This is a genomic window from Amycolatopsis thermalba (assembly GCF_023376025.1).
GTDB classification, from domain to species: domain Bacteria; phylum Actinomycetota; class Actinomycetes; order Mycobacteriales; family Pseudonocardiaceae; genus Amycolatopsis_E; species Amycolatopsis_E thermalba.
This window is the reverse complement of record NZ_CP091196.1, coordinates 3315641-3329998: the sequence shown is the minus strand read 5'-3', so window position 1 is coordinate 3329998 and position 14358 is coordinate 3315641. Positions and strand designations below refer to the sequence as shown.

Here is a 14358-nt window from a genome sequence, read left to right as displayed (position 1 = left end):
CCGCCGCGGGACTTGCGACGGCCCTCCGCCGGGCTCGTCTCAGTTGAGCAGGTCCCGCAGGAACTTGCCCGTGTAGCTCTCGCCGACCTTGGCGACGTCTTCGGGCGTGCCCTCGGCGACGATCGTGCCGCCGCCGGAACCGCCCTCGGGGCCGAGGTCGACGACCCAGTCCGAGGTCTTGATCACGTCGAGGTTGTGCTCGATCACGATCACCGTGTTGCCCTTGTCGACCAGCCCGTTGATGACGCCGAGCAGCTTGCGGATGTCCTCGAAGTGCAGGCCGGTGGTCGGCTCGTCGAGGATGTACACCGTCTTGCCGGTCGAACGCTTCTGCAGCTCGCTGGCGAGCTTCACGCGCTGCGCCTCACCACCGGACAGCGTCGGCGCGGGCTGGCCCAGCCGGACGTAGCCCAGGCCCACGTCCACCAGCGTCTGCAGGTGCCGGTGGATCGCCTTGATCGGCTCGAAGAACTCGGCGGCCTCCTCGATCGGCATGTCGAGGACGTCGGAGACCGTCTTGCCCTTGTAGTGCACCTCGAGCGTCTCCCGGTTGTACCGGGCGCCCTTGCAGACCTCGCAGGGCACGTACACGTCGGGCAGGAAGTTCATCTCGATCTTGATCGTGCCGTCGCCGGCGCACGCCTCGCAGCGGCCGCCCTTGACGTTGAACGAGAACCGGCCCGGCTGGTAGCCGCGCACCTTCGCCTCGGTGGTGGCCGCGAACAGCTTGCGCACGTGGTCCCACACGCCGGTGTAGGTGGCCGGGTTGGACCGCGGGGTGCGGCCGATCGGCGACTGGTCGACCCGTACCAGCTTGTCCACCTGGTCGAGGCCGCGGACGCGGGTGTGCCGTCCGGGCACCTGGCGGGCGCCGTTGAGCTTGTTCGCCAGCACGGTCGCGAGGATGTCGTTGACCAGCGTCGACTTGCCCGAACCGGACACGCCGGTGACCGACACCAGGCAGCCCAGCGGGAACGACACGTCCACGCCGCGCAGGTTGTGCTCCCGCGCGCCCACCACGGTCAGCTGCCGCTTCTTGTTCACCGGGCGCCGGATCGCCGGCACCGGGATGACCTCCTGCCCGGACAGGTACGCGCCGGTCAGCGACTTCTTGTTCTTCAGCAGCTTCGTGAACGGTCCGCTGTGGACGATGTGCCCGCCGTGCTCGCCCGCGCCCGGCCCGATGTCGACCACCCAGTCGCTGGCGCGGATGGTGTCCTCGTCGTGCTCGACGACGATCAGCGTGTTGCCCAGGTCACGCAGCCGGGTCAGCGTGTCGATCAGGCGGCGGTTGTCCCGCTGGTGCAGGCCGATCGACGGCTCGTCCAGCACGTAGAGCACGCCCACCAGGCCGGACCCGATCTGGGTGGCCAGCCGGATGCGCTGGGCCTCGCCGCCGGACAGCGTGGCCGAGGCCCGGTCCAGCGACAGGTAGTTCAGGCCCACGTCGAGCAGGAAGCGCAGCCGCGCCTGGATCTCCTTGAGCACCGCGCCGGCGATCATCGCCTCGCGCTGCCCCAGCTTGAGGCCGTCGAGGAACTCCGAGGCCTCCTCGATGGACAGGGCGCACACCTCGGCGATGGACCGCTCGCCGCGCTCGGCGTGCTCGAGGGTGACCGCGAGGATCTCCGGCTTGAGCCGGCTGCCCTGGCACGCGGGGCACGGCACCTCGCGCATGTAGCCCTCGTACCGCTCGCGCATGTACTCGGACTCGGTCTGGTCCAGCCGCCGCTCCAGGAACGGGATGACGCCCTCGAAGCTCGCGTAGTAGCTGCGCTGGCGGCCGTACCGGTTGCGGTAGCGGACGTGGACCTGCTCGTCGACGCCGTGCAGGACCGCCTTCTGCGCCTTGGCCGGCAGCTTGCGCCACGGCGTGTCCATGCGGAACCCGATGGTCTCCGACAGCGACTCCAGCAGCCGCTGGAAGTACTCGGCGCTCTGCCCGCCCGACCACGGCGCGATCGCGCCCTCGGCCAGCGACAGCTCGTCGTCGGGCACCACCAGCTCCGGGTCGACCTCCTTGCGGATGCCGATGCCGGTGCACTCCGGGCACGCGCCGTAGGGCGAGTTGAACGAGAACGAGCGCGGTTCGAGGTCCTCGATCGCCAGCGGGTGGCCGTTCGGGCAGGCCAGGTTCTCGGAGAACCCGCGGATGCGGTGCGGGTCACCCTCCGGCAGGTCGACGAACTCCAGCTCGACCAGGCCGTCGGCCAGGCGCAGCGCGGTCTCCACCGAGTCGGTCAGGCGCTGCTTCGCCGAGGCCTTGACGGTGAGCCGGTCGACCACGACCCCGATGTGGTGCTTCTCCTGCTTCTTCAGCTTCGGCGGGTCGGTGAGCTGGTACACCTGCCCGTCGATGCGCGCCCGCGAGTAACCCTGCTGCTGGAGGTTGCTGAACAGGTCGAGGTACTCGCCCTTGCGGCCGCGCACGACCGGCGCGAGCACCTGGAACCGGGTGCCCTGCTCCATGGCCAGCACCTGGTCGACGATCTGCTGCGGGGTCTGCTTGCTGATCGGCTCACCGCACTGCGGGCAGTGCGCCTTGCCGGCGCGCGCGTAGAGCAGCCGGAGGTAGTCGTAGACCTCGGTGATGGTGCCCACGGTGGAGCGCGGGTTGCGCGAGGTGGACTTCTGGTCGATCGACACCGCGGGCGAGAGGCCCTCGATGAAGTCGACGTCCGGCTTGTCCATCTGCCCCAGGAACTGCCGGGCGTAGGCCGACAGCGACTCCACGTACCGCCGCTGCCCCTCGGCGAAGATCGTGTCGAAGGCCAGGCTCGACTTGCCCGACCCGGACAGGCCGGTGAACACGATCAGGCTGTCCCGGGGCAGGTCGAGGTCGACGCCGCGGAGGTTGTGCTCGCGCGCACCGCGAACAACGAGGCGATCAGCCACGGATGAGGTCCCTTCCCTGGAATGTGACGGCCGGATCAGCCAGCCGCATCCATGCTAGGACGACCCACCGACAGAAACCGGAGCCGGACCGGTCGGCTCCTCGCGGACGAGGTCGTCCGGAGCCGTCCGGGGTGGCGGTGCGGTGGCACCGCGCGGCGTGGTCAGCCAGCGGTGGGCCGGCCGTTCGACGAGTTTCGTGAGCAGCCACCCGGCGCCGATCGCCGCCCCCAGCACCAGCGGCAGCCGCGCCCAGCCCGGCAGTCCCGCGAGCTGCAGCGCCTTGGCCAGGATGTAGCCCAGCTCCTGGTGCAACAGGTACACGCCGTAGGAAATTCCGGCGAACCAGGTGATCACCGGGGTCAGCGGGCGCAGGAACGTCCAGTCCGGGCCCTTGGCCGCCGCGCACACGAGAACCAGCACGAGCGCGAACCCGACGTCGGAGGGCACCCGCGCGGGGTCGGTGGGCAACGCCACGTGGAACGGGTAGAGGTGCAGGTCCTGGGCGGCGACCACGGCGACGAGCAGCAGCGCCAGGTGCGGGGTGGACAGCCGGTTCCGCGACCACAGCCAGACCGCGATACCGGCCGCGAACGCGTGCAGCCGGTGCAGCCCGAACCCGAACACCACCGCGAACGCCCAGGGGGCGGGGTTGGTGACGCCGAACACCCAGAACCGCAGGACGAGCGGGACGACGATCATCGCCCACGTCAGCACCTTCGCGTGCCGGGCCGCGTGCGGCGAGCGGAACCAGCGGGTGCGCGACCACAGCAGCGCGGCGCCGGCGAAGACCATCAGCTGGACGGGCAGCGTCCAGTAGGAGCCGTCGAGCCAGATGAACCCCTGGTGCCAGCCCTGGATCATGGTCAGGTTGACCAGGAGGTCCCAGCCGACGGGCACGTACCAGCTGCTGACCCAGGCGAGGCCGTCGGTGGTCGGGCCGAACAGCTTGTCCCACCAGTGGCCGCCGAACTCCTGGCCGTTGAACGAGGCGTCCGCGCAGCGCATCACGAAGTAGGTGAGCAGCACCGCGACCAGGTACGGCGGGACGAGCCGGGCCGCCTTCTTCCACATCCACCGGCGGGGGTCGCCGCGCCGGATCGTCTGGCAGACGAAGAACGCCGAGACGACCATCAGGATCGCGGCGCCGAACTGGGCGGTGACCTTGACCGGGTAGTCGTCCAGCTCGGTGTGGGCGAGCGGGCCCTGGTGGGTGATGTGACCGAGCATCACGGACAGGACCGCCAGGACGCGCACGGCGTCCCAGCTGATCCGCCGGGTGCTGGTGCGGGGGGTTTCGGGGAGGAAGCTCGGCACTGTCTCGGGGCGTCTCACAAGATCGGGTCGGGGACGCAGCGGAGCCTACGTTACCGATCTGAGATCAACCTGAACGGGTGGAACGGTGCGTGGCGCGGCGGCTACGGTTGGCGGCGTGAACGTCGTAGAGGACTACACCGGCCACGTCGAGCCGGGCGGGGACGCGGCCCGGCGCGTGCTGGACCGGCTGACCATCACCAAGCTGTCGGTCGGCCCGATGGACAACAACGCCTACCTGCTGGTTTGCCGTCGGCAGAACGAGGCGCTGCTGATCGACGCCGCGGCCGACCCGGAGCGGATCTCGGATCTCATCGGCCACGGGCCGGACCGCCCGGCGCTGCGCACGATCGTGACCACCCACCAGCACGCCGACCACTGGCAGGCGCTGGGCGCGGTGGCCGGCGCGTACGGAGCGAACACGGCGGCTCACCCGTTGGACGCTTCGGTGCTGCCGGTCCCGCCGGACTTCCTGGTCGAGGACGGCGACACGCTCACGGTGGGTGACTGCACCCTGGAGGTGATTCACCTGAGGGGGCACACTCCGGGCTCGATCGCGTTGTTGTACCGCGACGCGGACGGCAGCACACACCTCTTCACGGGCGATTCGCTCTTCCCGGGCGGCGTCGGGAAGACGACCTCGCCGGAGGACTTCCAGTCGCTCCTGGGCGATGTCGAGACGCGGGTGTTCGACCGGCTCCCGGACGAGACGTGGTTCTACCCGGGCCACGGCGACGACTCGACGCTGGGCGCGGAGCGCCCGAAGCTCCCGGAGTGGCGCGAGCGGGGCTGGTGACGTGCCGGACGGGCTGCTGTCGACGTGACGGACAGCCCGTCCGCTCCGCAGATCGACCCTGCGCCGAGCTCACCGATGGCACGTCGTCACACAAGGCAACCGCGGCACGGCGGTCAACTAGGCCGTCCGAATGAGCACCCGATGAAATGAGCTCTCTTCTCCCCGAGCAATTGGAGCAGGCATTACGCCGGAAAGCGTAATCAGCCGGATTCCACTACGCCATTCTGCTGAGCCGCGATCCGAATTGGCGCACTACTTGACGCGCCACCCAGTCCACGACGAATCTCGAAAGAGGTTCGCACAGGGAACTGGGAGGCGTAATGACGGTCCCCCGCGCCGGGTCACGACGGTTATCACGGAGCGAGGGCCGTTTCCTCGACATCATCAGCCAGTTCGGCAGGGAGCTCGCACCGAGGATGCGGGGTGACGGACGGAGCGAGGATCGCCTCCGGACCCCCGTCGCGGGGCTCATCCAGCGCCTCGGCGACACCTACGGCATCAGCCTCGTCGTTCACGACGAAGTGGTGCTGACTGAACTCGATTCACGCCCCGACATGGCCGTGGATGCCCCGAGCGGGCGCATCGGCTACCTGGAACTCAAAGCACCCGGAAAGGGAACACCCGAAACCTGGCGCCCGAACCAGCACGACCGGCGGCAATGGGAAAACCTGAAATCGCTGCCCAACCTGATTTACACCGACGGGACCTCCTGGGCGCTGTATCGGAAAGGAAACCTGGTCGGCAGGGTCGGCACCCTTGACGGGGACCTGGCCCGCGCGGGAGGGCGCCTCAAGCCGGCGGACGCGTCACTCGAACGACTACTCAAGGATTTCCTCGAGTGGCGACCCGAACAGCCGCGGTCCCTGCGTGCAGTGGTCAACGAGGTCGCGCCACTGTGCCGCCTGCTCCGGGAGCAGGTTCTGGAGACTCTGACACTGGAGAGAACGTCCCCGGAGCAGCCCTTCACGATCCTGGCCCTGGAGTGGCGCAGCATCCTGTTCCCGGCAGCGGGCGACAAGAAGGACGAAGCCGATCAGAACTTCGCGGATTCCTATGCACAAGCCGTCACGTTCGGGCTGCTCCTGGCACGCGTCGACGGAGTGCCCTTCGAAGGTCGCTCACCGGCCGGCATCGCCGAACAGCTCGCCAAACAGCATTCGCTCCTCGGGGAAGCGTTGCTCATCCTCGCGCACCCGAGATGGGTCGGGCACCTCAACGTCGTCGACACCCTCGTTCGAATCATCGGCAACATCGACTGGTCCCTGGTCGACATGGGCGACGCGGACACCTACGCGAAGCTGTACGAGACTTTCCTGGACAGCTACGACCCAGCGCTGCGCCGACGCAGCGGTACGTACTACACGCCGGCACCCGTCGCACGGGCCATGGTCTCGTTCGTCGACGAGATCCTCAAACTGCGCTTGGGCAAACGGCGTGGTTTCGCCTCACCCGACGTCGTGGCCTTGGACCCCGCCATGGGCGCCGGAACCTTCCTCGCGGAGGTGCTGGAAAGCGCGGCCGGCACGTTGCGGGCAGAACGAGGCTCCAAGGCCGTCCCCGCAGCCCACATCCGTGAGCTGTTCGCCAAGCGACTGGTCGGTTTCGAGCTACAGGCGGCGCCCTTCGCGGTTGCGGAGCTACGCCTGCATGCGACGCTCCGCACCATTTACGGGGTGGAGCTCCCCGCTGAGGAGCCCCGTTTCCTGACCGACACTCTGGATGACCCGTACGCCATGCCGTTCGATTACGGACAGGTGTACAACGAGTTGAAGAAGTCACGTAAGCGCGCGAACCAGGTCAAGATCGACGCCCCGGTGATGGTCGTCATCGGCAACCCACCCTGGCGGGAACGAGCACGTGGCGCGGCCAAGTGGCTGGAGGAGCGACGGGATCCCCGACGGCCCGTGGACGTGAGCAAACGTCCCTCGCTGGACGAATTCCGGACTCCCGGCCTGGGGAAGTTCGCCTTCAACCTCAACAACATGTGGACCTACTTCTGGCGGTGGTCCGCATGGAAGGCATTCGAGTCCAACGACCCGGTGGGGGTGGTCGCCCTCATCACCCCGAGCGCTTACCTCACTTCCAGGTCCTACGCGGGTATGCGTCAGTACCTGAGAAAGACCGCTGACGAAGGCTGGATCATCGATCTGTCGCCGGAAGAACACCGGCCGGACATCAGGACCCGGATCTTCCCGGAGACCCAGCACAAGATCTGCATCGGCATCTTCATGCGCACCGGGAACCCCGATCCGAAGACCCCCGCCAGGATTCATTACATCGCGCTGGCCGGTACTCAGCGACAGAAGTTCGACGCGCTGAGCACGTTGTCGACGCAAGCCCCGGGCTGGGAGGACTGCCCGGCAGACTGGCAGGCCGCATTCCGGCCCGGCGACTCCGACTGGGAAACCTTTCCGGCGCTCGGAGACCTGTTCCCCTGGCAGCAACCTGGCGTCAACTCCAACCGCAACTGGGTGTGGGCACCGGACGCCGAGACCCTGCAGAAACGGTGGGCGCGGCTGGTGCACGCCACACCTGCCGAGAAGCCGATCCTGTTCAAGGAGACAGGAGATCGCAAAATCGACCAACAGTACTCTTTGATGCCTGGGCAGCAAGGTCCGATCGTACCGATACTCGACGACAAGCGCACGAAGGTCGAAACCGTGCCCATGGCTTTCCGCAGCTTCGATCGTCAACGACTGATCTACGACCGCCGGGCCATTGACCGTCCGCGACCCGAACTGTGGTGGAGCTACGGAACCAAGCAGATTTACATGTGCGAGCAGCACGCTCACGCCATATCGGGCGGGCCCGCCGTGGTGTTCACCTCCCTGGTTCCGAACGTCCATTGCTTCGATGGCCGCGGTGGCCGGGTACTTCCCCTCTTCCGCGACGCCGAAGGCTGCGTGGCGAACCTTCCGCCGAAACTGACCAGAGTGCTCGCCAGGTTCCTCGGGCACCGGATCAAGGCGGAAGATGTTCTCGCCTATGTTGCCGGCGTGGTGGCACATCCGGGGTTCACACAGCGTTTCCAGCGACAACTGAAGACTCCGGGAATTCGCGTGCCGCTCACCCTGGATCCGGAGTTGTGGCGGGAAGGAGTCGAACTGGGCCGGCGGATCCTGTGGTTGCACACGTATGGCGAGCGCATGATCAACCCCGCGCAGAAACGTCCGAGAAGCCTCGGTCGCGTCAGACGAGCCGGATACATCGAGCCGGTGCCCTCCGGGGACGACCAGCTTCCGACGTCGGTGAGGTATGAGGAGGAGACACAAACACTCGTCCTGGGGGAGGACACGCTCTTCGAGCGAGCCGGACGAGTTCACCCCGTCCGCAAGGAGGTGTGGGAGTACCACGTCGGTAATCTCCAGATCGTCCGCAAATGGTTCAGCTACCGGCATCCGGATCCGCGCCGGCGAAGGCGCACCTCGCCGCTGGACGACATCAACCCCAGCCGCTGGACTGCGGAATTCGACGACGACCTGCTCGACTTGCTCGAGGTCCTGGAGGGCTGTGTCGAGCTCGAACCTGCTCAGCGCGACCTTCTGGAGCGAATCCTGGCCGGGCCGCTCATCACCGCGGACGATCTCGAACGGGAGGAGGTGCTCCCGGCACCTCCTCCCTATCAGCGGCCACCGAATGAGCGACAATCGGAACCGCTCATCCAGTACGACGCTCAGTAGAAGAACACGTCCTCCGTCAGGCCGGCGTGCAGCGTGCGGTACGAGCCGGTGTAGAAGAGCAGCGGGGCGCCGTCCCGGTAGGTCAGGTGTTCCACCTCGCCCAGGAACAGCGTGTGGTCACCCGCCGGGTGGCGGTCGACGATCCGGCAGCCGATGGCCGCCAGGCCGCCCGGGATGAAGTCGAACCCACCCTGGGTGTCGAAACCGACGTCGACGCAGGGGCGGCCGCCGAAGTGGCGGGACACGTCCTCCTGGTCGGCCGACAGCACCGTCACCGCGTACCGGTCGCCCTCGGACAGGTGCCGCGCCATCGTGCACGCGCCCAGCGACACCAGGATCAGCGGCGGCTCCAGCGACACCGACAGGAAACCGTTCGCCGTCATGCCGTGGACCCGGCCCTCCGCGGTGCGGGTGGTGATCACCGTGACTCCGGTGGCGAACCGGCCCATCGCCGTGCGGAACCGGCGCGGGTCGGTCGCCACGCCCGCCGTCACGGGCCTTCGACGGGCGCGTAGTGCAGGATCCGCGCGCCGCCCGTCGCGTAGTTCGGTACGTCCGCGGCGACGGCCCGGCCCTGCTCCGACGACATCGCCGCGGCCATCGCGTCGGCCGAGTCGAACTCGCCCTCCCAGATCGCGAAGTACGGGCTCTCCCCGTCCATCGCGGCCACGTCGAAGCCGTACCGCATCGCCCGCAGGCCCGGCAGCTTCGCCGCCAGCGGCAGGTGCGTGCTCACGTAGTACTGCTTGAAGTGCTCCGGATCGGCCGGCGGCGGGTACAACACAGTCAGGCGGTACATGGGCAATTCCCTTCCTCAGGCCTTCGCCCGGCGGGCCAGGAACTCGCCGGTGCGCTCGGCGGTGGCGAGGATCCGCCACTGCCGGTCGGGGTAGTCGAAGTTGTTGGTGAACTCGTCGGCGATCGCCTTGTCCGCGTACATCGCGCCGAACAGCCGCAGCAGGTGCTCCGGCGGCGGGCCGATCATCAGGTTCGTCCAGTTCGCCGCGCCCAGCACGACGTCGGCCCGGCGCGCCGCCACGTCCTGGCAGAACAGCTCGTCGAAGCCGTAGTCGGCCAGGATCGCCTGCCCGGTGACCCACGCCGAGTGCGACGCCGAGTTCGCGCCCTGCCCGACGACCGGGTCGACCACGGTGTGCACGTCGCCGATCGCGAGCGCGAACTTGCCGTTGGGCAGCTTCGCGTAGTCCTGCCGCACGGTCGGCGTCAGCGCGCCCTGCAGGATGTCCAGCGGCCCGGTGAGCGCGAAGCGAGCCGGGTCGACGCGCTCGAACGTCCGCGGGTGGTGCTTGGCGAGCTTGTCCAGCACGAGCCGCTCGTACGCCTTCGGGTCCGCCTCGTAGGACTGGCGGCCGAGGATCTCCAGGTCACCGCCCGGCACGTTCTCGAACAGCAGCGCGGTGGTGAACCCGTCCCGGCCGTACATCGGGATTTCCAGCAGCTCGCCGTGCCCGGGCGAGACGCTGATCGTGACGCCCTTCGGCTCGGAGTAGGTGATGCCGTGGTAGAGGCCGACGGACAGGATCCGCTGCGGCCCGTCGTACGGGCTCAGCTCGGGGCGGCGCGGGAACAACCCGGCGAACGCGCCCCGGCCGGCGGCGACGACGAGCAGGTCGTGCCGGTCGGCGATCGGTTCGATGTCCTCGGCCTGCAGCGTGCGGATCTCCAGCCGCCCGCCGCGTTCCTCGAACGTCTCGGTCAGCTTGGGCAGGTAGAGGCGGTAGTCGATGGCGCTGGACCACTCGTCGAAGTCGCCGCGCCAGGACATCGGCTCGGGGCCGCCGACGTAGTGGTGGTGGCAGGAGTAGCCGTACTCCGCCACCGGCCAGAAGTCGATGCCCAGCTCCCGCTCGCGCTTCAGCGTCGGCGCGTGGTGGGCGACGCTGTTCAGCAGGCGGCCGTTCGCCAGCTGGGCCGCGGTCTTGTCGGTGAAGACGGTGACCGGGACGTCGTGCCGGCGCAGCAGCAAACCCAGCTGCAGGCCGGCGATCCCGGCGCCGATGATGCCGATGTTGGGCATGGGCGCTCCTTTCGGTGGTGGCGGCGAAGGCACTGTCCACATCGGCCGGACGCGTGGGTCCGGCCGGGTCGATGGCACCATCCTGCCCGCCGCGGCCGCGCCGGTCTTTCCCTCAGGCGAACGCTTCTTGACGATCCGCGAACCGTCAGGACAGGGCCCGGGCGCGGAACTCCCGCGGGCTCAGGCCGTACGCGGCCTTGAAGGAGCGGCTGAAGTGCGCCGCGTCCGGCAGGCCCCACGCGGCGCCCACGGCGCTGACCGGGCGGGTCAGCCCGGGCCGGGACAGGTCGCGGCGGCACTGCTCCAGCCGCCGGTTCCGGATCCAGCCCGCCACGCCCGTGCCCTGCTCCGCGAACAGCTTCTGCAGGTACCGCGTCGAGATGTGCAGCGCGGCGGCCACCGAGTCCGGGCACAGGTCCGGATCGGACAGATGGCTGTCGATGTAGGACTGGGCCCGCAGCACCAGGGAATCGGGGGTGGCGCCGGTCTGTTCGGACAGCAGCGCGGACAGCAGGTCGAGCACCGCGTCGGCCAGCGGCATCGGTGAGGTGGCGCTGCCCAGCAGGCCCACCAGGCGGCGGAACAGCGGTGCCAGCAGCGAACCGGGTTCGTCGTCGCCGCGGAGGGGCTGTCCCAGGATCTGCCGCGCTCCCGCGGCGGTCAGGCGCAGCCGCTCCCGGGGGAACATGAACACCGCCATGGCGGTCGGCTCGGCGAAGGCCAGCGTGTAGGGCCGGTCGGTGTCGTACAGCGCGAAGTCGCCGGGCCCGAGCAGCGCCTCGCGCCCGTCCTGCACGAGCAGGCAGCTGCCCCGCACCTGCAGGCCCAGCTTGTAGTAGCCACGCTCGCTCGCGCCGATCATCGCCTTGGTCCGGCGCACGCGGTGCGGGCCGGCGTCCACCCGGGACACCAGCGTCGAGCCGAGGCGGTCGATCCGCACCTCGCCGCGGAACGACGGCTCCGGCGCGGCTGCCTCCAGCGGCACGAACGCGTCGGAGATGACGTGCCGCCAGTAGTCGACGCTCTCGCCGCCGGGCACCGCACGCGTGCTCAGGATCTTCGTCGCTGTGTGGACCACGTTGTCCTCCGCTCTCCCGGTCAGCTTCCGTCGAGGAACGCCCGCACCCGGCGCCGGGTGGCGAGCACGCGCCACTGCCGGTCCGGGTGGTCGAAGTTGTCGGTGAACTCGTCCGCGCGGCGCGGATCGCCGGCCAGCCCCTGCCACAGCTCGCCGAGCCACGGCGGCGGGTCCAGCACCAGGTTCGTCCACGCCGACGCCCCGAGCAGCACCTCCTCGCGCGCCCGCGCGACGCGGCGGCAGAACACCTCGTCGTAGACGGTGTCGGCGGCGATCTCCGCGGCTGCCACGGCCGCGCTGTAGGAGGCGATGTTCGCGCCCTGCCCCATCACCGGATCGACCACCACGTGCGCGTCGCCCAGCGCGAGGGCGAACTTGTCGTCCCCCAGCGGCAGGAAGTCCTCCCGCACCGCGGGCGTGACCGCGCCCTGCAGCAGATCGCGCGGATCGGTGAGGGCGAAGTCGTCGAGCACACGCTCGGCGGTCGCCGGGTGGTGCTCGCGCAGCTTCTCCAGGACGGTCTTGCGGAACAGCGCGGGATCCTGCGCCGGGGACAGCTCGTTCAGCACCGCGAGGTCGCCGCCGGGCACGTTCTCGAACAGCAGCGCCGTGACGCGTCCATGCCGCGACAGCAACGGGATCTCCAGCAGCTCGCCCTGCCCGGGCGCGACCCCGATGGTGACCGCGGCCGGTTCGGCCGGTGCGATGCCGGTGTACAGGCCCGCGCACACCAGCCGCCGGGGCGCGTCGTGCGGGCTGTGCCCCGGACGGCGCGGGAACAGGCCGCTCAGCGCGCCCCGCCCGGTCGCGACGACGAGCAGGTCGTGCCGCGCGGCCAGCTCACCGAGGTCGCGCGGGCCGACCGCGCGCACTTCGACGCGCCCGCCGCGGCCGGCGAGGTCCTCGGCCAGCCGCGGCAGGTAGAGGCGGTGGTCGACGGCGCACGACGGGTGGGTGAACCGGCCGGTGAAGCGGACTCCCCCGATCCAGTGGTGGTGAGCCGCGTAGCCGAACTCCGCCGCCGGCCAGTGGTGCACCCCCAGCGCCCGCTCGCGCTCCAGCAGCGGGTGGTGGTGCGCGACCGTGTTGAGCAGCGGCCCGGCGGCCAGGTCGTCGAACGGCCGCTCGGCGTACAGCGTGACCGGGATGCCGGCGGCACGCAGCGCGAGGCCGAGGTGCAGCCCGGCTATCCCCGCTCCGACGATGCCGACCGTGGTCACGACGCTGTCCTTACTCTATTATCGAGCAGCGAGTTCTATTTCTGAGAGAACAGTACGAGGAGCGCATGGCGGAAGGCAAGGTCGTCGGCGGCGCGGGCCTGCAAACACTCGAACGGGGTCTGGCCGTGCTGGAGGCCGTCGCCGCGCACGCGCCATGCACGACCGCCACGATCGCCGAGGTCACCGGCCTGCACCGGTCGATCGCCTACCGCGTGCTGTGCACCCTGGAGGCGCACGGCTACCTGCAGCGCGACGCGGCCGGACGCTACGAGGTGGGCCTGGCCGTGCTCACCGTCGCCTCCGCCGTGCGCTCCGACCTGCAGTCGCTCGCGCAGTCCGTGCTCGCGCCGGTCGCCGAGGCGGCCGGGACGGTCGCGTTCCTCGCGGTTCCGCACGGCGAGGAGGCGCTCACGCTGGTGACCGTCGAACCACCGGCCGCCGCCGGCCCGGTGTCCTACCGGCCCGGGGTGCGCCACCCGCTCACCCGCGGCGCGCCCGGGCTGGCCATCCTCGCCGCGCTGCCGCCGCGGCCGAACGAGCGGCCTGAGGTCACGCTGGCCCGCGACCTGGGCCACGTGCGCACCACCGGCGAGGTACTGCCCGGCATCGCCTCGCTCGCGGTGCCCGTCTCCCTGCGGGCCGGGCGGGTGGCCAGCGCCTGCGTGCTGTTCGTCCCCGGCCGCCTGGACGAGGACGCGGCGCTGACCGGCCTGCACGCCGCGGCCGGGCAGCTCACCGGCCGCTGACCAGCGCGGTCGCCGGAACCGAGAAGTGCAGGTAGGCTGTGGCCACGGTTGAGCAGGTAGCCGGCAGACGTACCCGACATGCGCTCACCGCTGCAGTGTGGAGGCCCTGCTGATGGCACCTCCGGAAACCCGCCCCGCACCGGTCACGCAGCGGGGCATCCCCGCCCCGCGGTCCACACCGGCCGCCGACGCCGGCGCGTTCACGGTCGACGTCGCCCAGCCCGCGCGGCACACCCTGCTCGTCACCGTCGGCGGCGACGTCGACCTGGGCACCGCGCCCGAGCTGTCCCGGGTGATCGGCCACCGCTTCCGCGGACCGGTGACGCTGCTCGTGCTCGACCTGTCCGAGGTCACCTTCCTCGGCACCGCCGGGCTGACCGTGCTCGTGGAAACCCAGCAGGCCGCCGCCCGCCGCGGCGCCGCCCTGCGGATCACCGGCACGGGCGCCCGCCCGGTCGAACGCGCGCTGCGCGCGGCGGGGATGCTGCACAGCCTGCCGGCCGCAGACGAGCCCGCCGAGGACATCGTGCTGCGGCACGTCACGGAGCAGCACGTCGGGCGCGCACCCTGGTGACGGCTTCACGGCCTGACGCT

At 69.9% G+C, this 14358-nt stretch carries 11 protein-coding genes; 4 read left to right on the top strand and 7 right to left on the bottom strand.

Annotation, left to right across the window (positions count from 1 at the left end):
- Positions 1 to 39: 39 nt before the first annotated feature.
- Together uvrA and L1857_RS16050 are read right to left on the bottom strand one after the other, a co-directional pair.
- On the bottom strand, positions 40 to 2895 hold the full coding sequence (uvrA, locus tag L1857_RS16055) for an excinuclease ABC subunit UvrA (protein ID WP_094009127.1): 2856 nt from the start codon (positions 2893 to 2895) through the stop codon (positions 40 to 42).
- A 54-nt stretch (positions 2896 to 2949) separates the two neighbouring features.
- Positions 2950 to 4209 (bottom strand): acyltransferase family protein, encoded by a 1260-nt coding sequence (locus L1857_RS16050; protein ID WP_094009128.1) that lies wholly within the window; start codon positions 4207 to 4209, stop codon positions 2950 to 2952.
- Positions 4210 to 4324: 115 nt separating this feature from the next.
- Here L1857_RS16050 and L1857_RS16045 point away from each other — a divergent pair, with 115 nt between their 5' ends.
- On the top strand, positions 4325 to 5002 hold the full coding sequence (locus tag L1857_RS16045; RefSeq protein ID WP_094009129.1) for an MBL fold metallo-hydrolase: 678 nt from the start codon (positions 4325 to 4327) through the stop codon (positions 5000 to 5002).
- Between the two features lie 320 nt (positions 5003 to 5322).
- On the top strand, positions 5323 to 8682 hold the full coding sequence (locus tag L1857_RS16040) for a type ISP restriction/modification enzyme (protein WP_116112647.1): 3360 nt from the start codon (positions 5323 to 5325) through the stop codon (positions 8680 to 8682).
- On the opposite strand, the gene L1857_RS16035 is transcribed toward L1857_RS16040, so the two are convergent.
- The 5 genes from L1857_RS16035 to L1857_RS16015 all read right to left on the bottom strand — a co-directional run bounded on the left by L1857_RS16035 (position 8676) and on the right by L1857_RS16015 (position 13018).
- Positions 8676 to 9176 (bottom strand): flavin reductase family protein, encoded by a 501-nt coding sequence (locus L1857_RS16035; RefSeq protein WP_094006043.1) that lies wholly within the window; start codon positions 9174 to 9176, stop codon positions 8676 to 8678. The two genes, L1857_RS16040 and L1857_RS16035, sit on opposite strands and share 7 nt — an antisense overlap.
- Positions 9173 to 9481, bottom strand: a complete 309-nt coding sequence (locus L1857_RS16030; protein ID WP_094006042.1) for an EthD family reductase — start codon at positions 9479 to 9481, stop codon at positions 9173 to 9175. The genes L1857_RS16035 and L1857_RS16030 overlap by 4 nt, the downstream gene beginning before the upstream one ends.
- 15 nt (positions 9482 to 9496) lie before the next feature.
- The gene (locus tag L1857_RS16025; RefSeq protein WP_116112650.1) at positions 9497 to 10720 is read right to left on the bottom strand and encodes a styrene monooxygenase/indole monooxygenase family protein; all 1224 of its coding nucleotides are present in this window, start codon (positions 10718 to 10720) and stop codon (positions 9497 to 9499) included.
- A 145-nt stretch (positions 10721 to 10865) separates the two neighbouring features.
- The gene (locus tag L1857_RS16020; protein WP_116112653.1) at positions 10866 to 11798 is read right to left on the bottom strand and encodes an AraC-like ligand-binding domain-containing protein; all 933 of its coding nucleotides are present in this window, start codon (positions 11796 to 11798) and stop codon (positions 10866 to 10868) included.
- Between the two features lie 20 nt (positions 11799 to 11818).
- Positions 11819 to 13018 carry a styrene monooxygenase/indole monooxygenase family protein gene (locus L1857_RS16015; RefSeq protein ID WP_094006039.1) on the bottom strand — a complete coding sequence of 400 codons (1200 nt, stop codon included), beginning with the start codon at positions 13016 to 13018 and terminating at the stop codon, positions 11819 to 11821.
- Between the two features lie 65 nt (positions 13019 to 13083).
- Between L1857_RS16015 and L1857_RS16010 the strand changes: the two genes are divergently transcribed.
- Entirely contained in the window at positions 13084 to 13764 is a 681-nt protein-coding gene (locus L1857_RS16010) for an IclR family transcriptional regulator (RefSeq protein WP_094006038.1), read from the top strand.
- 112 nt (positions 13765 to 13876) lie between these two features.
- Positions 13877 to 14338, top strand: a complete 462-nt coding sequence (locus L1857_RS16005) for an STAS domain-containing protein (RefSeq protein WP_233157305.1) — start codon at positions 13877 to 13879, stop codon at positions 14336 to 14338.
- The last annotated feature ends 20 nt before the right edge of the window (positions 14339 to 14358 follow it).